The following is a 20,241-nucleotide window of genomic DNA, read 5'->3' as shown; positions in this document are numbered from 1 at the left end:
ACCGTAGCAGAAACCTGAGACCTGAAGCCCGGTAAAACTGTCTCAGGAAAAAAAGAGAAGTTATAGGAAGAAAACCGAGATAGATAAAAAGAGATTAATATGAAATGTGGAATAAATTATCCTATATAAAGTGCCAGATAGAATATACGAAATGTAAAGAATAAATTATCCTATAAAATGCCAGATAGAATGTCAGATATAGATTTGCCGGAAGAAAAAATAGAAAAAAGAAAGGCTGGCATTGCTGTTACCAGTTTTCTATCTCTGAAGAGATTGCTGAGAAATTATCGACCGAAGTCGGGAAATAGTCTATACTTCCGGTTGTTTCATTGACAACGTAAGGTGTGTCTCCTATACCATTCCCGTCAGCATCTGCTCCGGTGTAATTATTCCATGCATTGCCTTCCGAGCTGCTATTCCAGAGATTCGTCCCTTTGTCCATGGCGTTAATGAGGTTAATAAACCTATTTTTGTAAATTGTATTGTTAGACGAACTGCCGGAAAGCCCCATTCCAATACCGTTAAGGTACAGGCTGTTGTTGGACAGAGTGTTCAACCCTGCCATGTCGCCAAAGATCCCAATATCATTTTTTGAGACGAGGTTGTCGGCAATCGTGTTTCTGTCAGAGGTATCCAGCATAATCCCCAGTTTATTTGCTTTTGCGATATTATTCATAACGAAATTACTGTTAGAGCTGTTAAGGCCTATTCCGATTCCGTCAGCGTTTGAACTTGCGATATTATACAGAAGGCTATTTCCTTCGGATACGTCCAGATAAATCCCTATCAGGTCTGACCTTGCAGTGTTATTTACGAGGGTATTGTTAGTAGAGCTATTCAGGAGTATCCCGATTCCTTCGGAATTTCCATCTGTCACTGCCAGGTTATTTGACAGTATATTTTCCGTAGAGCCAACAAGCACAATCCCGGAGCCAGGCCCTATCATACTGTTATTACCAATATAATTTCCCTGAGAATTGTAGAGGCCGACACCTATATTGTTCAGTACCAGCGTATTTTCACTTAATGAACAGTTCTTTACTCCCGCAAGAAGGATACCAATATCGTCCGGATCTGCTGTTGCTGAATATCCTCCTGAAATGTAGAAACCGCTTACTGTCACATTGCTTGCATTTACGCTGAAGACCTGACCTTCCGGGATCACACCTATGACATAGGCACGATTAAGCTGGTTCTCGGAAGAAACGGAATTGGACAGAATTGTGAGTTCTTTATCAACTACTACATTTTCCTGATAGATCCCCGGGTTTACAAGGATTACGTCCCCGTTCTGTGCGTTGTCGACAGCTTCCTGAATAGAACTGTAATTTCCTCCCCCATTTTTATCCACGGTAACTATTCCGGCACCCGCCTGGGTTACTGTGGCCGCAAGCACGAGGAAGAAAATTACACAAATACTTTGTACTCGCTTTCCTTTCATGAACCAATATTCCCCCTGATTAACTGGCTTATATAGTCAAATTTATACATGATTTTTTATAGCGAACTATAACAACAATATTTACAGATAATTAAAAATTGTGAAATACATATTCTTAAAAATAAACCTTAACTTTTTTCCCTATCAATCTAAGTATCTCCTGATGTCAAAAATCCGTCAGGTGAGAGAACTGAAATCCAAAAACCCGTAAAATGTCTGAAGAGTAATAAGTTAAAAGGAGAAGGGAAAAGTATAGGGATTAACGAATGGTGAAAAATAAATTAAAGAAAAAGTAAATTAAAAAAAGTAAGTTAAAGAAAAAGTAAATTAAAGAATAAAAGCGGACGAATCAGAAATTCTCAGTGATATAATCCGCCATGGACTCGAAAACCCGCAGACCATCATCAGAGCCCAGAATTGATTCGGAGGCTCTTTCCGGATGGGGCATGAGGCCGAAGATGTTTCTTGAAGGATTTACTATTCCTGCAATGTTTTCAAGGGAACCGTTAGGGTTAACGGCATCCGTTACTTTTCCGGCTTCATCAACATAGCGGAAGACAACCTGTTCGTTCTCGTCAAGTTCTGCCAGGGTTTTTTCTTCGGCGTAGAACTGTCCTTCCATATGGGCAATAGGCATCCTGATAACCTCGCCCTTCCTGAACTTCGAGGTAAAAGGCGTATCAACGGTCTCTACCCTGAGGTTTGTCCAGTGACACCGGAATTTCGGGTATTCATTGGTTGTCAGGGCTCCCTCAAGCACCCGGGCTTCCGTGAGAATCTGGAAACCGTTGCAGATTCCAAGGACAGGCTTGCCTTCGGCTGCAAGTTTTTTTACTGAGTTCATTATCGGAGTCCGGGCTGCAATTGCTCCTGCCCTGAGATAGTCTCCGTAGGAAAAGCCTCCAGGGACGACAACTCCGTCAAAACCTGTCAGATCTTCCTGTTTGTACCAGACAGTCTCGGCATCCACACCCACGACATCTTTAAGGACATGCAGGACGTCCAGGTCGCAGTTTGTGCCTCCGAACTGGAGAATGGCAATTTTCATTTTTTTCCCTCAATTTTCAAAGCTTTAGCTTTTCTGACACCTCAATCGTCTATCTACCACAGTTAATTAAGTTCTTTGAGCTCGATTGTGTAATTGTGGACGATTGGGTTTGCAATAAGTTTCTGGCACATTTCATCAACTTTCTGCTCTGCAATCTCGGCAGATTCGGCCTCAAGCACGATTTCGTACAGCTTTGCGGTCTTTACGTTACTGACCTGGTATCCGAGTTGTCCGAGAGCCCTTTTTGCGGTAGTGCCTTCAGGATCGAGCATACCTGCTTTCTGTTCAATTCTCACTGTTGCCTGGTATTGCATCTTTATAAGCCTCAATGTTAAATTTTGAAATTAACCGGATGTTCCCGCTTTCATGGGTTCCGAATGTGAGATAAAATGCGATTTAAAAGTAAATAACTATGAGTCTGCACCATAATAATTATAAGATGCTTAAAAACGTTGCGTATATTGTAGAACACGAATAAAAAGTTTCCTTAATAACAACTATTACTGTTTTCACAACTGGCTGCAGATTGAACATTCAGTTTTCTCTATTCTAATTCTCTCTATTCTGGTACATTCATCCCGTGCATTATAGAACTTTACTATTATAAAAATGAAGTACAAACCCAGAAGTTTTAAAAGTATATATAACGTAATATAAATGGGGTGAAATTCTGGATTTCAATGAACCGAACAGCCAGAAATACAACCAGGACAGCCTTGAATAGGAATTGCACCTTACAAGGCAGCTTGTCCTCTGCAAATACGGAGTCCTGCGAGGAAGTAACTGCTGCAGCACCTACAGGCCTGAAAATAACCTGTATCTGACTCGCTGCTGCTGTATTAACTGCGTAAACTCAATCTGGATAGGGGACGAGAAAAGCGCAATGAACCCTTTTGCCGCCCTGAAAGGAGATCCTGTATATGCAATAGAAGTTTTAAGGGAAGAATCTCCGGATGAAGCAGGGATAAAGGCCAGGATCTGAGATTAAAAAGCGGAAGTTAAAAAACGGAGTTTTCTTTTTTAAATCGCACTTTTTACGATTTTTGTATTCGCATTTTTACTATTCTTAATCCCAATTTTTATTATTCTTAACCCCAATTTTTATTATTCTTAATTCGCAGTTTTTACTATTCAGGGCCTGGTGTGCTCTCTTCAAACGTAAAAATGATAAAAAACGATAAATAGAGATAGAGCGCGTGTATACACCGAACAGAACGAAAAAAGGAGTAAAAATGTGCGGAATAGCAGGAGCAGTCGGAACTCCTGATACGAATGAAGAAGTAAAAAGAATGCTTGCAGCCCTTGGGCACAGGGGGCCTGATGCTTGCGGAACCTATCAGGCCGATGGACTCAGTACAGGAAATACCCTGCTTAAAATCACGGGTGACATGCCCCAGCCCCTTGTTGGAAAAGGGGCTCTGGTACTCAATGGAGAAATCTTCAATTTCAGGGAACTTGCAGCAGAGCATAGGATAAAAACCGATTCTGACACTGAAGTGCTTTTTACCCTCATAGAAACGAAAATTGAGCAAGGAGATGCGCCGATAAACGCGGTCTTTTCCGTGCTCTCCAGAGTAAACGGAGATTACGCCCTGGCCTATGCCCTGGATAGCGAGCTTGTACTGGCCAGAGACCCTGTCGGAGTGAAACCTCTTTTTTATTTCCTGGAAAAAGCGGCTGAAAAGCCGAAAATTGCCTTTGCCTCTGAAAGAAAAGCTTTTTCCATCCAGGGAAACGACATAAAGCCTTTCCCGCTTGGCAGCATAATGAGTTTCAATATCCGGAGCGGAAGGCTTGAAGAAAAATCCCTTGTGATTGAGCCTCCACAAGAAAGGATCACGGAAGAGCACGAAGCCGTTTCCCGCCTGAAGGCGGCCCTTGAAAAAGCTGTGGAGATAAGGCTTACGAAAACCGCAGGAATTGCGTTTTCCGGAGGCATTGACAGTACCTTTTTAGCGGCCCTTGCAAAAAGGATTGATCCTTCGATTTCCCTTTATGCTGTCGGGCTTCCGAATTCCCATGATCTTGCCCAGGCTGAGCGTGCGGCTGGAGCTGCTGGCATGAGGGATTCCCTCAAAACTCGCACTCTTTCTCCCGAGGAAATCGAAGCTGCAATCCCGGATGTGATCTATTCAACGGAATCGACAGACCCCATGAAAATTGCAATCGGGCTTCCTCTCTACTTTGTTGCGAAAACTGCAAAAGAAGACGGGAAACGGGTCCTTCTTACAGGTCAGGGCGCTGACGAACTCTTTGGCGGTTACAGCAGGCACGAGGGTTTTATTGATCAGGGGCCTGAGGTCCTTGACAGTGAGATCTACTCAGACCTCAAAAAGATTTCAACTATTAACCTTGAAAGAGACGATATGGTTACTATGGCCAACTCCGTGGAGCTAAGGGTGCCTTTCCTGGATAAGGAAGTAATAAGAACAGGGCTTGCAATCAGCCCCGAACTTAAAGTCCTTAAAAGAGACAGCCTCAACATAAGAAAGTACATCCTTAGAAAAGCTGCAGATGGCCTGCTTCCACCGGAACTTCTCTGGAAGGAAAAGAAAGCAATCCAGTATGGGACAGGAGTTCAAAAGGTACTTGACAGGCTTGCCCGCAACGCAGGGTTTTCAAAAAGTGAAGGAAACCATATCGAGAAGTATCTAAAACAGGTTGCTGCAGACCAGGGGTTCGATTTCATAGCCAGGTAAACGAATCCTTATTCGATAGACAGGTAAATGCATTTTAATTCACAGTCAGGTAAATTAATTCCTCAATTCACATAAAACGAAAAGACTTTAAATGATACTATATAAGGAATAACGGGATGAAGCCAGGGATAAATGAGTAAGTATAAACAGTTTGATGCTTATATCCCTGCTTAGAAAACCACTATAGTTAATCTGAATAAATGTTCAGGGGGAATCCTCATAAAGATAGCAATTACCGGAAAAGGCGGCGTTGGAAAAACAACTCTCTCAGGCACTCTGGCCAGACTGCTTGCAAGGGACGGATACGAGGTACTGGCAATAGATGCGGACCCGGATATGAACCTGGCATCTTCGCTTGGGATAGAAAATCCCCCAAAGCCCCTGACAGATTTCAAAGACCTGATTCAGGAAAGGGCAGGTGCCGAAGGCGGAGCCTTCATCTACAACCCAAAAGTCGATGATATTGCAAGTAAATACGGGGTTATAGGGCCCGATGGAGTAAGAATGCTTGTCATGGGCACCGTGGACCGTGGAGGAAGCGGGTGCATGTGCCCTGCCTCGGCTTTCCTGAGGGCTCTTCTCAGGCACCTTATGTTCAGGGAAAAGAGTGCAGTGATCCTTGATATGGAAGCCGGGATAGAACATCTCGGAAGGGGCACTACAAGAGGAATGGACCTCATGATTGTGGTAGTTGAGCCAGGGGCAAGATCGCTTGAAACGGCTGAGAGAATAAAAAGGCTCTCTTCCGAAATAGGGATAAAACACCTTGCCGCCGTAATTAATAAAGGAGGCTCGGGAAAAGTTGACGATAAGCTTGAAGAGCTGGGCATCCAGGTTCTTGGAGAAATTCCCTTTGACCCTAAACTGATGCAGGCTGACCTGGAAAAGCGGGCTCCCATTGAGGTAGGCGGCGAAGCTGTAGACGCCATAGTAAAAATTAAGGAAAAACTTATGGAAATCGTAGAAGAGATCAGGAAGGAAGAAGAAGCGAGCAAAAAGTAAAGGCCGGTTCCCGGCCCTGCACTCTCTTCTCACAGTTTTTCAACCTTTTTTGACAATATCGCATTTCTCCTGGCGATTCCTGCAATTCTTTCTTACCTGCAATTCTTTCTTATCTATGCAGGCCTCTTTTGACGATGAAACCATTTTTTTGACGCAGTTTTTTGACGCAATTGTTTGACAATTCCCGTAACTCTTTTTTAACAATACTCCATTTATTCTGGTGATCCCGTCAATTATTTTTTGACCTGCTTCGACTTATCTCTGATTAGAAGTCCTTTTTATCCATCTCAGATCCCTTCTCTAAGATCCTTTAGATCTTTAAGTTCAGTTAAAGCCGCTGTCTGGAGAATCCACTAAAGTTCCTTTTTTATAAATTAATTCAAGAAGTCTCATTTGCTTCTCTCTGATAAGAACGTCAGTCGGATCGATCTCAAGCGCGCTATCATAACACTTCATAGCTTCCCCATATCTGCCAAGGCTTTCCAGAGCCATGCCTTTCTGATATAGTGAGAATACATCGTCAGGTTTTACTCTCAGGACTTCGTCGTAAGACTCGATCGATTTTTCAAACTCCTTTAAGTTATTGAAGGCAAAACCCTTGAGGCACCTGATACCCAGATTTTCAGGATCGATTTCTAGAGCCCTGTCATAGCAGGCAAGAGCCTCTTTTGATTTTCCCATCCTGTCCAGGGCGAAACCTTTCTGGATCCACGCATCGAGATATAAAGGGTCCAGAGCTATGGCTTTATCATACAGCCTGAGTTTGTCTTCGTAATTGTCAGTCTCGCCAGCCTTTATAAGGAGCTGCCTGGGATCCTCTGGTTCTCCGGTTATTTCTGCCGCTTCCGACTCCTTTTGCTTCGCCTTCTCCATTTTCGCACTCGCATTTTCTTCTGTCATATCGGAATCCTCGCTATTCCAGTGAAAGCTCATTCCGGACCCCTTCCGGGCTTTTACCACACCTGGCCATTTTTACATTTCACGCATGGAACCAGAGCTAAAACTGGTATTCTGCACTTTTGTTTTCAATGAAATATACCTTTTCTGATTCGAATTTTACCGAATATGAAAACTGCCCTTTAATAAAAGTACAGTTCATCTTAAGCTTAAAGCACTAGGGACAGCACAATATTGCGGACAGTACAATATAAAGGGTAGTAAAGTACAGGCCAAAAAAGAATATAAATGAAAGGTACACAACGGCAAAAACAAAGAAATTAAGGAAAAATGGAAAGAAACGGAAAAAATGGAAAGAATTGGAAAAAATGGGAAAATGAAAAAAATGGGAAAATGAAAAAAAGAATGGCGGGAAAAATATTAAAGAAGATGTTACTGAGAGGATGGAGCCTTCTGCCTGCGGATTTCCGAAAGGATTTTTACCTTGGTTTCAAGCGCAGGAACGAAACCGGGTTTCAATTCGAGGGCTCGGTTGCAGTTTTGAAGTGCTTCTTCCTGTTTATCCATCTCGGAAAGGACGAAACCTCTGGCTGCCCAGAGGCGGGGATCTGTTGGAGCGAGCTGAAGTCCCCTATCATAAGTTTTCAGGGCTTCTTCAAACCTGCCGATCCCTGTAAGCAGGCTTCCTGCCGATGTAAGGGCTTCAAGGTAATCGGGCCTGATTCGGAGGGCGGATCGGTAGGCTTCAAGGGCTTTTTCTTCTCTGCCGAGGGTCGAAAGTATAGAGCCTTTTCCTGCCCAGGCTTCAGCGTATTCGGGATATTTCAGAAGGATTTTTCCATAGGTTTCGAGGGCTTCTTCAAACCTGCCAAGCCTGGCAAGAGCAACCCCTTTATTGTCCCAGGCAACTTCAAAAGCCGGTTCAAGTTCAATTGTCCTGTCATACGCCGCAACCGCTTCTTCAAGCCGGCCCAGTTCCGAGAGGATAACACCCCTGTTATACCAGACACGGTGATCATCAGGAGCAATTTTTAGAACCTGCGCAGTAAGTTGCAGGGCAGTTTCAAACCGCCTGGCTTTATACATGAGCACAGCCTCCTGAAAGAGGGCTGTGGCATCCTGAGGATTCGTTTCAAGCCGCTCAGCACAGGCCTTAAGTTCTTCGAAGAACGGGAGGGAGGCATAAAGGTCTCTTACAGACAGGAAAAGAGGCAGAATTTCATAGTTTCTCCCATGAAACGTAAGTAATTTTGTTCCCATATTATATGAGAAAGCTGCCGACTTTCTCTCGTCGGTATCTCCTTCCGGTACACCTTCCTCTCTTTCGTCCCTGAAGGTTTTTTCTATTCCTCCAGTTCTTTCTGTCCCTACAGTACTCGGTACTCTTTCAGCTTTCTCTATTCCCATATTCTTTTCTTTTTCTACTCCTTTACCTGCAGTTTTTTCTTTCTCAACTCCTTTAATCACAGCTCTCAACCCGGAGAAAGCTGCTGGAGAAAGAGCAGAGTTGCTGGAGATCAAGAGTACGGATCTGAGATATTTCCCGAGTCTTCTGTCGCTGTTGTTCCATAAGACTGCTGAAGCGCCCTGGCATTCGTTGAGGAATTTCCCCCAGCAGAGCCTAAGGGATGCCGGGCTTCCGGATTGTTCAAGCGCGCTAAAGGCTGAAATTGCTGCTCTGCAGTGTTCCCGAAGTTCGTTCAGGGAACTGTTTATTCTGGATGAATAAGCCTCCGTTTTAATCCCTCCTTTGCCTTTGCTCAGATGCGGTCGGAAAAGGTTTCGCACAGTGAGTCTTTATTAGGTGGCACTAACTTGCCTTTTACCGCAATTACGAGTTTTACGGCCGACCCTACCGGAGATTTTGTCCCTGGCCTTGGCTCCTGCCTGATCACTCCTCCAATCGTAACCCCTATTGGAAAAACTCCTTTTTGCTCGACAATCTCTCCTGCTACAAGCCCGGCTTCTTCCAGAATTTTCACGGCTTTTTCAGGGAGCTGTCTTATAACATCCGGAACCTCTACACTTCCGGTTACAATTCCGGACTCTTCCCTAGTTTCTGGCCCTGCCCTGGTTTCTGGTTCCTGCGTATCCTTTTTCCTTTCCAGCACTTCTTCGAGCAAGTCAATTGCTCCGCTAATGCGGAGAAGGGTTTCGTTCAGGCTCTTTTTCCGGTCTTCGAGTTCTGCAAGCTTTAACTCGATGTCTTTGAGGATTTTCTGCCCTGATTCGTATTCTGCCTTGAGCTCAGTTAAACGCTGTTCAAGTTGTGTTTTCATACTCCTGCAAACCCCTTGGTAAATTGTCCCATTTATTGGAAAGTTCCCATTCTACTCGCCATTCTACTCGAATTCAATACCAGTTAGTTCAAACCAGCTGTTGTCTACTTATTTAATTTATTTTTTACTTTTACTGGCTGGCTTAATACTTTTAACTTCATAGCCTGGTTTTACCTTTTTAACTTTGTCTATTGTTTTATTTGTTATTCTCCTCTTTATATAAAGCAGTTTTTTGCTTTCTGTATAATTCCAGCCCAATACATTTTAAGTTTTATATTTTTACACGCCATCGGATTAAAGAAGTCAAACTTTTGGAGTATGGGAAAAATCTTTCCGGATGTGAAGAGGAAAGAGAAATATTGCTTCGGAGTCCTATTAAGCCATCAGGGTTACACTATGTATAATAAGGTTATATGAGGGTGATTTTGTGGAAACAGCCAGTCCCGAGCAAATTAAGGAAATCAACGAGTACGGTAGAGAAATGATTGAGTTACTTAAACTGGAAACCTATCCTGTAGCAGTTGCCCTGGTTCCAAAAGATGCAGAAGTTCCGGAGAAAGTCCAGAGGATTGACAAAGATATGAGGCACTGTCAGATGGTGGACCGTGTGCGCAAAACCGGAGAGGAATTTTATGCCACGCTTGAAGACGAGACCTGCAAAGGAGGAGCCTCAGCCCTTGGCTTGGGAAAGATGCCTCCCAAAGTTGCAAGCGGAGAGTTCTAATACGAAACCCTGAAGCACTTCAAGACCCTTGAGGCCTCCAGAAAGACCCTGGAGAAGGTTCCCAGGCTCGAAGCCGAATTTGCAGGCAAGCAGAGTCTCTGTTCAGATGCCGTTGTCCAGCCCTACCTGACAGGCAAGATGGGGATAACAGTGGGCTGTTCAGGGAGCAGGACCTATACGGGCATTGAAGAGTCGGAACTGACAGTCGGAATTCCTGTAAATCTGCTCAAAAACCTGATCGAAGGCTTGAGGGGATTGCCGGAAAAGCCCCTGCAAAATAATTATGACTTTAATAGGCTTTGTTGTCGGATATATAATTGAAAAAGTTATTTTTACAAAAAATACAGGATCACAGGCAGTAAGATAACTCCCATTGCATGCGATTTCCTGACATTCATAAAGGAGGCGAGCATGCCTATTGGAGTCGATATCACAAAAATAAAAAACCCGAAGAGCCCTGTGAAGAGGTAAACCATTACTGCAAGCCCGATAAGGACACCTGCACAGAGTTTACTGTAATCAACTTTTTTTAAAATAAGATGGGCATTGTTTCCTATCCAGACTGTAGAGAAGTAGGAAAAAAGGGCAGTCAATACCATGGCAGCAAAAAAGAGCAGCAATACAGGCAGATCGAGTGTATTCGTTCCGAGGATATCTTCTACGGCAACCATTGCCCCGCTTCGGGTCCTTCCTATCACCACAAAAGCTACCAGCCCGAAAATTGCGTTAGAAGTGTTTACTCCGGAATTTGAAACTATGAATTCCTTCGAACTTTCAAGTGTCTCAGGGTTACTGGCATAAGGGTCAGAGTAAAGAGAGGTTTTTAACCTCCCCAGCTCAGGTTCGGGAGCTTTTTTCTTAAGGGGAATCCTGTCAAAATCGACTTTTGCAACGAGACCTGTGAGAAGTGCCGCAATTGCTGAAGAGAGGCCTGGCAGCCATGCTACAAGCGAACCTGCTGCGCTGCCTGTCAGGATTCCCCGTAGAATTCTCTTTCGGGAAAGCTTTAGTGCCGATACGGATTCCTCGGGGATTTTCGAGCTTGTGAGAAGGCTTATAATTAGCTGGGATGCTCCGAAAAGCCCGCTCAGCAGGGGCAGGAGTATAGAAGGCTCCCCAAAATTAACAATCGGAACCATAAGTGATTCCCTGGCAAAAGCGAAGAGCCCAAGCACACCTGTGATCAAAAACAAAACCAGGCCAAAAGCTTTGTATTTATATTTGGCAAATGGGCTTTTTTTCTCTGAATCCTCTCCTTTTTCACCTTTTTCAGTTGCAAGCATCAGAAAGACGATTAAAATCAGAATACCTGCCATATGTTCTTCAATATACGGATAAACAGCCTTGAAGAAAAGAGAAAAGGGCAGCACGAAAACCAGGGAAGCAACTACCGAGCCTGCGCTTCCGAGTGCTGAAAGGCGTACTGCCTCAGCTCCTGCCCCCTCAATCAGAAGCCTGTGCCCTGGAAGGACCGTGAGCGCGGTATCCCCATCCGGCGCCCCTAAAAACACCGACGGAATTATATCATGAAAAGTTTGAGAGAGTGCATTTGAGAGGATAATCACGGCTATATAAAGAGGAGAAAGCCCTTTTTCAGCCAGGAAAGGCGCAAAGGCTACGAGAGCAAGAGCAAAATTATTATTATGTATCCCGGGCAGAAGCCCGGAAATTATACCAAGCAGGTAACCGCCTAAAACTGAAAAAAGAAGTAAGAGTAATGAGAGATCTTTCATTCAGCTAACCGCCAAGAACTTATCTAAGACTTTAGAATTTATACCCAATAATTACAATTATTTCTATTTATAGATATTTTAGATCTTAGTGTGAAAAGAAATTATTTCTTACTCAAGATTAGCGTTGATGTGTTGGCATTCGACATAGCATTGAGAATTTGAGAAAAGAGATAATATGAGAAAAAAGATAACAGTAGAGAGAAAAGGCATAATATAAAAAGACTGTCTGTGAAAAAGAAAAATGTTGGGCAAGGACAAATGAGAAAAAGAAAAAGTAATAAGTAATATGCCATAAAAATAGTGTACCGGTACAAAATCTGTATTTTATTTTGTAAAAGAAGGTATTACATTGTAAAAGAAGGGAAAAATTAAGTCAAAAAAATTAAATTAATCTAAATAATGCAGAAGAATGTAACCTAACTGCTTTGAAATTTATAGCATAAATAGTTTCTGCCCAAATTCGGACAATTTTCATAGATATTGACTGCTCGGGACAATTATAGTCTGCCCGGACGATAAGCCGCTTAAAAATTTTGAGTGCCTTTTATTACATCAAAGTAAAAGAAAAATCATTTCCACTTATGTTTTATATGTGACCGATATTCTATATCATGCAGTTCTAAATGCTAATTTTGAATGGGGTTCATGAGTAGCATTTAGCGAAAACGCAGAGCAAGGGAAACGAGGTTCGCCATTCCTCAACCCTGCCCTCCATAAATCCGAAACCCCGCCTGAGTAAGAAGACATTGAGGTTTTTGCCATTCCTCAAGCTTTAGTTCGGGAGAGGTTTCAAAGAGGAAACGGAAATGAGGTTCGCCATTCCTCACTCCGGATTCCCTGAATATCAGAAGCAAAAGAGAAGTGAGAGGCAAATCCCTCTCTAAACTATTTTTACCTCTCACTTCAATTACTTCTAACTTTAACTGACTTCTAACTTCAACTCTTTTCAAATGCAGTCCTGCCTGCAATACTATCGTTTCCTCTTGAGTCTGCCTTTGATTTATAGCCAATTCTCTCTTATGGCTAATATTGTCTATCAGCCACTCCCTCTTCCTGGTTGTTCTTGTTTTTTGTCACTCCCTCTTCCAGGCTGCTCTTCTTTTTTGTCACTTCCTCTCTCAGGCTGTTCCTGTTCATCCCCTTCCGACTGCTCCGACCTCCCGTCACTTCCTCTCTCAGGCTGTTCCTGTTCAACCCCTTCCGACTGCTCCTGCCCCCCATCACTTCCTCTTCGAGGCTGCTCCTGTTCAACCTCCCCAGATTGCTCTCGCCTTCCATTACTTCCTCTTCGAGGTTGTTCCTGTTTTTTGTCACTTCCCCTCTCAGGCTGTTCCTGGTCCATATGATGCCTCTTTTTCTTTGTTTTTCATTTTATTTTTATTCTATTTTTACTATATTTTTTACTACATTTTTTATTCTATTTTTTATTCTATTTTTCATTTTATTTTTATTCTATTTTTTATTCTATTATTTCCATGATTTTTTTCCGTGATTTAGCTTTCTGTGACTCACTTTTATATATTTTCGCGATTTGCAGGTATATCAATCAGCACTAATTCCGCAGAAGAAGCGGTCTCCAGGTGAATGGTTTTTTCCTCATCAAGACGGGCCTGGTCGCCCTGCCCGAGCCTTTGCCCATTGACAGAAAGTTCTCCAGCCGAGATATATATGAAAACAAATCGGCCTTCTTTTGAATTAAAGTGGAGCATATGCCCTCTTTCAAGGCTGGCACGGTAAATGGTTGCATCCGCGTTAATTCTCAGGGCACCCTCGAACTTCTGTCCTGACGCCAGGGGAAGCAGCCTGTTATTCCAGTCTGAGGGCTCGAACTTTTTTTTGGAGTATGCCGGTTCCAGATGGGTGCTGGACGGAGAAATCCAGATCTGGTATAAACGCAGAGGTTCTTTTCCCCTGTTAAACTCCGAATGTTCGATACCCGTGCCTGTGGTGATGCACTGTACATCCTCTTTCCTTAGAACTCCCCTGTTACCCATATTGTCTTCGTGAGTAATTTCTCCTTCAAGCACTATAGTTGTTATTTCCACTTCGGCATGCGGATGAGACGAAAATCCCTTGCCTGGCTCGAGAATAAATTCTTTAAAAGCGCGCAGGCTCCCGAACTGAAGATTTTCCGGGTCGTAATAGTCCGAATAGGAGAGAAGAAAATAACTTTTGACCCAGCCCTCATCCGAATAGTACCTTGCTTCTGCCGGAATAATTCTGATTTTAAAACCCCCTTGCTGCTGCCTAAATATTATATAGTTATTTGAATAATAAGTAGATTTTACTGGCTGAAAAGGATAATACCCCTGGAAACAGAGATTCTGAACAACGTTTATAGCGCCTCAAAGGAATAAACAAAAAACAAATAGAAAATGGATAGGAAATAAACAGAAAATAAACAGGATATACCTAAAAAGGATATACCTGAACAGAACATACCTAAACAGAAATACCCAGAAAATAAGCAAAAAAGCTGTAAAAACTGTTTTTCTGTAAAAACACATAAGAAGCCATATATACGAGCGGTTCCTTTCCTAAAAGAATTCTGGCACAGTACAATTAAAAATAATTTAGTTATATATCCGTTTATCAGGTTTCAATTTTCAGTTATTTCCAGTTAATTGGCAGAAAAAAGGATTTAAATGACAATCAAATGCAAAAAATGCAATCACGAAGCTATCATTTTTCAGAAATATTCCGGGATGCACCTTTGCAAGAAACATTTTGTGGAGGATGTTGAGAGGAAAATTAAACTGACAATCCGAAGAGAGTACAGCATCCGCAAAAATGAAGTAATAGCTGTCGCCCTGAGCGGGGGTAAGGACAGCTCGGTTGCCCTCTATGTGATGCACAAAATTCTGGGAAACAGGCCTGACATCGAAATTGTGGCAATTTCGGTGGATGAGGGAATACACGGGTACCGTCCGCATTCCCTCGAACTTGCAAAAAGCCTCACTGAGACGCTCGGGGTGCGGCATGTTATAAAGTCCTTCAAAGACATGCACGGAGTAACTATGGACGAGCTGGCAGCAATGGACCGGGAAAAAGGCACATGCAGCTACTGCGGTGTCCTCAGGAAAAATATTCTCAATAAGGTCGCACTTGAAATAGGGGCAACAAAACTCGTTACAGGGCATAACCTGGACGACGAAGCCCAGACAATCCTTCTCAATCACTTCCGGGGGGATATGGAGCGCATGGTCAGGCTTGCTCCGCCGGCAGCGGTTGAGGGGCTGGTCTTGAGGGCAAAACCCCTTAGGAATATCCCTGAAAAGGAAGTTGCACTCTACGCCCTGGTAAATTCCCTGCCTGTAGACTTCAGCGAATGCCCGTATGCAGGAGAAGCCCTGCGAGGGGAGATAAGGGAACTTTTGAATAACTTTGAAGCGAACCATCCGGGGACCAAATATTCCCTGCTAAGGGGTTTTGACAAGCTTGTGGGGGCTCTTGCAAAGGAAATGCCTCCCGCAAAAATCGAAAAGTGCAGGGTCTGCGGGGAGACCTGCACCGAAGAGTTATGTCAGGCCTGCAAATTGCTTGGCCGGGCTTAAAAAGAAACCAGCCTTTTAGATGCTATCCGGGTCGGAAAGCAGATCTGAAGGGTTATAGAGCTTTTTTCCTTTTCTGGTCAGATAGAGGCGTGTCCACAGGACTGCTGTGAGAGGCTGCAGAACCACAACCGGAACCAGAGATGTAACTGCTGCGACCAGAATGTTTCCCGAGCCTGCTAATTCGCCGACGAAACTGTTGATTAAAGCCAGCCCTATAGTGATTACCCAGATAAAGAAAACGTCCAGCTTATTATTCATAAAGAAACCAAAACCCGTACTCAAAGCCTCAAGAGGCCCAAGCTCATCGATCACAAGGGCATATGTGCTGAGGGAAAGCACGAGATTGACAATTATTATGTACACTGCCCAGAGAACGGCTCCTATAACCAGCGCGGTCATGCCGTGCACCGAAGCTTCCGGATTTTCGACCAGCGAACTCAGGCTCCCTACTGCTAGGGCTCCGGGCACCAGAAATATGATCCCTACAAGCAGGAGCAGGGCAATTAGCAGGACTGCCATGAAAAGCCTGAAGATATTTTTCGAACCCGAAACCAGCATGTCCGAGAGTACGGTATCCCCGGTCTCGGAGGCCTTTTTCGCCATTCCAATTGCTCCTGCTGTGAAAAAGGACTGCACGAGCATCGCAAACAGGAAAAACCCGAGAAGCAGAGATACGGATAATGTGAGGTTCTCAGAAAACCCTCCCCACATCATGGCAAAAATTTCCTCGTCGGAAAGAGAAGCAGGGTCTATAATCGTTCCTGTGCCTGAAGTAAAGAGCAACAAGCCCATCAGCGCAAAGAAAAGGAAATAAAGAATCAGGTTAATAAGGAAATTAAGGATGTACGGAATACAGATATTTAAATTTCTAACCCAGCTTTTGAATCCTCTGTTAAGTAATGTTCCAAACTCTTCATGCATATGCCGTGACCTTCCAATGTAAAGGCAGTGCTCCTGCACCTCTTTTGCAATCATATCCTAACAGGTAGCAAAAGTATAGCTGGTATGCAGGCTCACAGATACCATTTTCGAATACATATGCAGAAGATAAATATAAAATCTCTTGTTTTCGTACAAAGAAATATACAGGTGGATACCAGGTGGATACCAGATTAATGTCAAGTTAATACCAGAGCTGAATAGAAGGTGGCCAGCGAACGTGTATAAGGCGAAGAATAAAAGTGTACCAGGCGACTGGTAGACATATAGAAGGCGAACAGTAGACATATAGAAAGCCAACAGTAAACATATAAAAGGCGAACAGTAAACATATACAAAGTAAATACAGGCAGAAGCCGAATACAGGTGGTGACATGAAAAAGCTGGAAAACTGCGAATATCCCCAGGCTGCCGAAAATCCCGCTGCCGGCGACGATAAAGAAGAGGTTCTGGTCATAGGCCACTGCCTGCTTAACCCCCTTACAAGGGTGAAAGGCGTAAAACCCGCCCGGCCTATCGACACGCAGGGCGCGAACGTTATCCAGCTTCCCTGCCCGGAAGCCATGTTTTTCGGCATGAGGCGTCGGGAAATCACTAAAGACCAGCTCGACCACCCTGCCTACAGGCGCTTTTGCCGGGAAATCTTTACCCATATTGCAGACCTGCTTGAAGGCCTTTCAGCCAGGGGCGTGAAAATTAAAATTCTCGGCGTTCCGAAAAGCCCCTCATGCGGCGTGGAAATCACATCCGTCGGCGGAGAGCCAGGTAAGGTAAAAGAATTCCACCATAGACATGAGCCGGGGCCCGGGGTGTTTATGGAAGAAATTATTAAAGAGCTTAGGAAGAGGAATGTAAAGTTTGAGATAGAGGATGCGGGGAAATAAGAATAAAGAATATTACTTTTTATGTTTTAAGTACAGTCTGACTATCTCATTGAAATTAATACCTAATCCGTTCCAATTGGGATTCAATGTAATAACACTATTTATCTTTTCGAGTAAAGTATCTTCTGTATCAAATTCGTTTTCCATTTCCTGAAGAGCCATCAGTATATTCAAAATCTCTTTCTCATTACTTCCATTAGCTTCTGTTATTCGCAATATTTCTTCCAGTAATGCCCTCTCTCTGGTTCTATTGATAACGGTTCCGAGAAGGTCACTTACCCTGTACTCATAATCAGAGCCATCAGGCATATACTCCTCGACTCCTTTCAGTTCTAGCTTGATAAGATGCTTATAACTAACAGTTACTTCAGGTTTATCAGAAAGCGGAATTTTTTCTGTAGCCTTTAGTTTTTCAAAGCTTTTATTTATTTCCCGGAATTTTTTAAGGATAACGGCAAAATAATCTCTTCTTTGCTTCCCATTAACGTAAATACTTATTTTCTTTGCCTCATTATCAGCTCTAACCACAGCAGAAGAATTTAAGTTCTCATCTCCCAGAACCACACCTGTACGCCAGCGAAGATCGTCTTTTATGTCCCTGTTCATCTTCACGATGAAACGCGGCATTACTGAAGGAGGAAGGAAATCATAGTCAATTATAAACCTCAGAGTTCCTTCATAATCAAATTCAAAATTAGGCTCCTGAATTTCCAGTAAGCTAGGGAGGAGTACAGTTTGATCATCAAGACCATAAGAAAGTTCAAACTTTTTCATTAAACTAATAATAAAACCGTATTGGTTTGGCGGATAGAAGAAATCACCTTCGTTTCTTTGTTTCAGAATCTCAGGCAGCATATTAAGTTTTAAAACTCCTCTGGACTCAACAATATCCTTAGAATTGACAATTTTATATACGGCATTAGTTACCCATTCAGGTTCAAGAACATGTGTGTTCAAAAGTGGTATATCTCTAAAATGGACTATTACGCCTAAATCATGAAGGAAATCGACAAGAGTATCTTGTTCTGATTCGCTTTTGATCCCCTCGTCATCACATATTTGCTTATATTCTTTATATTCTATAAAATTAAAGTACTCACAAGCATTTTTATCCTCAAAATTAGATGAACAATTTGGACATATTTTTTCAAGCTTGCTCTTTACGTTGAACCAGCTTTTAGGCCACTTGATCTCAAGGTGTTTTACCTTCGTCAGCTCTTCTTGCAAAGATTTTGAGAACTCTTCAACCCCTTCGTTCGACTTGCAGGACAAACGGTAAAAACCTCTGACAGATGGGTACTTTTCCTGAAGGAATTTCCTGTTCAGTTCAAACGCTGGATTTTGATCTATTTTATTGATCACAACTAAAACAGGGGAATCTCCACCGAAATTTTCAATTAGCTTAAGCCAGTATTCGGGCTTCTCATCCTTTCTTCCATCCAACACCAGAATGTAAAGGCTCCTTTTTGACAAAAAAAATTGGTGAGTGGCATGCATGATCTCTTGCCCGCCAAAATCCCAGAAATTAGCCTTGATTTCCCGATCTCCATTGTTTACTATCAACTTCCTGATATTGATACCCTGTGTTTGAGGCTCATTTCCATCAACTTCTTCTCCAAAAATCCGCTTCATCAGCGAAGTTTTACCTGCTTCACCATCCCCTACTAGCAAAACTTTAACTTCATTTAATGGTTCTTTCCCATATTCAAGAGAGTTAAAATAGTTGATAACCGCCTCTCTGCCCTTTATTACAATCTCCACAGGAGGAATTTCAAGAGGGTTTCCTTCTAAAAATATTCCTTTTTCTCCCAATTGATACTTCCACGTAATATACAGACCTAATTCTAAGATTTCCGGCGGCAGCGAAGTCAATTGATTATTAGATATGTCAAGTGTCGTAAGATTTTTCAACTCTGAGATTTCCGGCGGCAGCGAAGTCAATTGATTATTAGATATATAAAGTGTCGTAAGATTTTTCAACTCTAAGATTTCCGGTGGCAGCGAAGTCAGTTCCTTGAACGAAAGGTCTAGTGTAGTCGCGTTATTTCTTTTAGCCTCTCTAATCAGATCTTTGATCTCATTCAGTTCCATATGATCCCGCCTTAAGCAAAAAATAATCGAAAACTCAATAAGCCTTTGAAATTACCGTCAATGAAGCTTTATTAAGCAGATGACAACTGATTCTAAAAATAGAAGGTATTGTTGTCTAAATAACTTTCGATTTTATGATGTCGGAGAGAAAAAGCCGCGCAAAGCGCGGACATGAACGGTAAAAGATGATATTACGGCTTTTCGGCAATTAAAAAACGATCAACAACGGTTACAGGAACTTAATATTATTTTTCGTTTCCCAATGTAGATCCGATTATAAATTCAATGTCCTCAACCGTATTAATATTCACAAAACTCCTTAACTCAGGATCAATCTCCCGAATTTCCGAAACCCCGACAAACACCACATCCTTCATTTCAAAAACCGGCGCAAGCACAGACCTCTTTCCTCTCTCAAAGGCTTTTTCGATTTCAGGGATCAGTTTTCTGGAATAAACTGCATGCAGAGGTTCAAAATTCCCATCTTCCCATTTCGGAAGGGCAGCATCATGTCCGCTTGCTTTCTCAAACAGCAGGTCTACAACCCAGGAATCCACAAAAGGCATATCGCCCGCGCAGACAAAAGAATATTCTGCCCTTGATTCGAGCAGCCCCGCCCGGATGCCTTCAAGGGGGCCGGCATCTTCCAGAGTGTCAAAACAGAAACGGATTTCACGGGCAGGGAACTTTTCAAGCACCGGCCTGAGCTTTTCTTCCTGGTTTTTGTCCCGGACCGAGAGAATAACCTCGTCCACAGCCCGGAAAAGGCTTTCAAGCAGGCGTTCAAGGATCGTTTTTCCTTCGAATTCGAGAAGGGCTTTTTCGACCATGCCCATCCGCCTGCCCCTGCCGCCCGCCAGGACGATAGCGCTTCTGAATTTCATTTGTTCTCGGTCTGGTTCTGTTTTTCCGCCCATCTGACCATTTCCGGAGTTTTTTGTAATTTCGGT

20 protein-coding genes are annotated in these 20,241 nt (G+C 43.0%); 7 read left to right on the top strand and 13 right to left on the bottom strand.

From position 1 onward, the window contains the following. Positions 1 to 247 precede the first annotated feature (247 nt). The 3 genes from ACPK8D_RS12740 to purS form a co-directional block, all read right to left on the bottom strand. Positions 248 to 1,441: a right-handed parallel beta-helix repeat-containing protein gene (locus tag ACPK8D_RS12740; RefSeq protein WP_424718233.1), complete on the bottom strand. Its 1,194-nt coding sequence runs from the start codon at positions 1,439 to 1,441 to the stop codon at positions 248 to 250. Between the two features lie 349 nt (positions 1,442 to 1,790). After that, positions 1,791 to 2,489 carry a phosphoribosylformylglycinamidine synthase subunit PurQ gene (gene purQ / locus ACPK8D_RS12735; RefSeq protein WP_424718232.1) on the bottom strand — a complete coding sequence of 233 codons (699 nt, stop codon included), beginning with the start codon at positions 2,487 to 2,489 and terminating at the stop codon, positions 1,791 to 1,793. Positions 2,490 to 2,551: 62 nt separating this feature from the next. Continuing rightward, on the bottom strand, positions 2,552 to 2,803 hold the full coding sequence (gene purS, locus ACPK8D_RS12730; protein ID WP_424718231.1) for a phosphoribosylformylglycinamidine synthase subunit PurS: 252 nt from the start codon (positions 2,801 to 2,803) through the stop codon (positions 2,552 to 2,554). Positions 2,804 to 3,216: 413 nt separating this feature from the next. On the opposite strand from purS, the gene ACPK8D_RS12725 reads away from it, so the two are divergent. The 3 genes from ACPK8D_RS12725 to ACPK8D_RS12715 all read left to right on the top strand — a co-directional run bounded on the left by ACPK8D_RS12725 (position 3,217) and on the right by ACPK8D_RS12715 (position 6,190). Continuing rightward, positions 3,217 to 3,471 carry a hypothetical protein gene (locus ACPK8D_RS12725; RefSeq protein ID WP_424718230.1) on the top strand — a complete coding sequence of 85 codons (255 nt, stop codon included), beginning with the start codon at positions 3,217 to 3,219 and terminating at the stop codon, positions 3,469 to 3,471. 214 nt (positions 3,472 to 3,685) lie between these two features. After that, complete coding sequence (locus ACPK8D_RS12720) at positions 3,686 to 5,188, top strand: asparagine synthetase B family protein (protein WP_424718229.1); 1,503 nt, start codon at positions 3,686 to 3,688, stop codon at positions 5,186 to 5,188. Positions 5,189 to 5,401: 213 nt separating this feature from the next. Further along, entirely contained in the window at positions 5,402 to 6,190 is a 789-nt protein-coding gene (locus tag ACPK8D_RS12715) for an AAA family ATPase (protein ID WP_424718244.1), read from the top strand. Between the two features lie 324 nt (positions 6,191 to 6,514). On the opposite strand, the gene ACPK8D_RS12710 is transcribed toward ACPK8D_RS12715, so the two are convergent. The 3 genes from ACPK8D_RS12710 to ACPK8D_RS12700 form a co-directional block, all read right to left on the bottom strand. Next, positions 6,515 to 7,123 carry a tetratricopeptide repeat protein gene (locus ACPK8D_RS12710; protein ID WP_424718228.1) on the bottom strand — a complete coding sequence of 203 codons (609 nt, stop codon included), beginning with the start codon at positions 7,121 to 7,123 and terminating at the stop codon, positions 6,515 to 6,517. 396 nt (positions 7,124 to 7,519) lie between these two features. Then, complete coding sequence (locus ACPK8D_RS12705; protein ID WP_424718227.1) at positions 7,520 to 8,875, bottom strand: tetratricopeptide repeat protein; 1,356 nt, start codon at positions 8,873 to 8,875, stop codon at positions 7,520 to 7,522. Then, a complete protein-coding gene (locus ACPK8D_RS12700; protein ID WP_424718226.1) occupies positions 8,848 to 9,366 on the bottom strand; it encodes a PASTA domain-containing protein in 519 nt (172 codons plus the stop codon). The genes ACPK8D_RS12705 and ACPK8D_RS12700 overlap by 28 nt, the downstream gene beginning before the upstream one ends. A 427-nt stretch (positions 9,367 to 9,793) precedes the next feature. On the opposite strand from ACPK8D_RS12700, the gene ACPK8D_RS12695 reads away from it, so the two are divergent. Both ACPK8D_RS12695 and ACPK8D_RS12690 read left to right on the top strand, forming a co-directional pair. Continuing rightward, positions 9,794 to 10,090 (top strand): DUF169 domain-containing protein, encoded by a 297-nt coding sequence (locus ACPK8D_RS12695; protein WP_424718225.1) that lies wholly within the window; start codon positions 9,794 to 9,796, stop codon positions 10,088 to 10,090. Positions 10,091 to 10,099: 9 nt separating this feature from the next. Continuing rightward, a complete protein-coding gene (locus ACPK8D_RS12690; RefSeq protein WP_424718243.1) occupies positions 10,100 to 10,411 on the top strand; it encodes a DUF169 domain-containing protein in 312 nt (103 codons plus the stop codon). 11 nt (positions 10,412 to 10,422) lie between these two features. On the opposite strand, the gene ACPK8D_RS12685 is transcribed toward ACPK8D_RS12690, so the two are convergent. From ACPK8D_RS12685 to ACPK8D_RS12670, 4 genes are all read right to left on the bottom strand, one after another. Further along, complete coding sequence (locus ACPK8D_RS12685; RefSeq protein ID WP_424718224.1) at positions 10,423 to 11,823, bottom strand: tripartite tricarboxylate transporter permease; 1,401 nt, start codon at positions 11,821 to 11,823, stop codon at positions 10,423 to 10,425. Positions 11,824 to 12,521: 698 nt separating this feature from the next. Further along, the gene (locus ACPK8D_RS12680; RefSeq protein ID WP_424718223.1) at positions 12,522 to 12,773 is read right to left on the bottom strand and encodes a hypothetical protein; all 252 of its coding nucleotides are present in this window, start codon (positions 12,771 to 12,773) and stop codon (positions 12,522 to 12,524) included. An 86-nt stretch (positions 12,774 to 12,859) separates the two neighbouring features. Beyond that, entirely contained in the window at positions 12,860 to 13,165 is a 306-nt protein-coding gene (locus ACPK8D_RS12675) for a hypothetical protein (protein ID WP_424718222.1), read from the bottom strand. Positions 13,166 to 13,337: 172 nt separating this feature from the next. Continuing rightward, a complete protein-coding gene (locus ACPK8D_RS12670) occupies positions 13,338 to 14,039 on the bottom strand; it encodes a pirin family protein (protein WP_424718242.1) in 702 nt (233 codons plus the stop codon). A gap of 429 nt (positions 14,040 to 14,468) precedes the next feature. On the opposite strand from ACPK8D_RS12670, the gene ACPK8D_RS12665 reads away from it, so the two are divergent. Next, positions 14,469 to 15,377, top strand: coding sequence for a TIGR00269 family protein (locus ACPK8D_RS12665; protein ID WP_424718221.1), 909 nt, complete (start codon positions 14,469 to 14,471; stop codon positions 15,375 to 15,377). Between the two features lie 15 nt (positions 15,378 to 15,392). On the opposite strand, the gene ACPK8D_RS12660 is transcribed toward ACPK8D_RS12665, so the two are convergent. After that, a complete protein-coding gene (locus ACPK8D_RS12660; RefSeq protein ID WP_424718220.1) occupies positions 15,393 to 16,352 on the bottom strand; it encodes a hypothetical protein in 960 nt (319 codons plus the stop codon). Between the two features lie 338 nt (positions 16,353 to 16,690). Between ACPK8D_RS12660 and ACPK8D_RS12655 the strand changes: the two genes are divergently transcribed. Next, on the top strand, positions 16,691 to 17,200 hold the full coding sequence (locus tag ACPK8D_RS12655) for a hypothetical protein (protein ID WP_424718219.1): 510 nt from the start codon (positions 16,691 to 16,693) through the stop codon (positions 17,198 to 17,200). A gap of 12 nt (positions 17,201 to 17,212) precedes the next feature. Here the strand turns inward: ACPK8D_RS12655 and ACPK8D_RS12650 are convergent, their stop codons facing one another. Together ACPK8D_RS12650 and ACPK8D_RS12645 are read right to left on the bottom strand one after the other, a co-directional pair. Next, positions 17,213 to 19,291 carry a COR domain-containing protein gene (locus ACPK8D_RS12650; protein WP_424718218.1) on the bottom strand — a complete coding sequence of 693 codons (2,079 nt, stop codon included), beginning with the start codon at positions 19,289 to 19,291 and terminating at the stop codon, positions 17,213 to 17,215. Between the two features lie 245 nt (positions 19,292 to 19,536). Beyond that, a complete protein-coding gene (locus ACPK8D_RS12645) occupies positions 19,537 to 20,208 on the bottom strand; it encodes a molybdenum cofactor guanylyltransferase (RefSeq protein WP_424718217.1) in 672 nt (223 codons plus the stop codon). Positions 20,209 to 20,241: the final 33 nt, after the last annotated feature.

Origin of the sequence: Methanosarcina sp. (genome assembly GCF_049706645.1) — an archaeon.
GTDB lineage: Archaea > Halobacteriota > Methanosarcinia > Methanosarcinales > Methanosarcinaceae > Methanosarcina.
The sequence above is the reverse complement of the archived record's forward strand: the minus strand, read 5'-3'. Positions and strand labels throughout refer to the sequence as shown.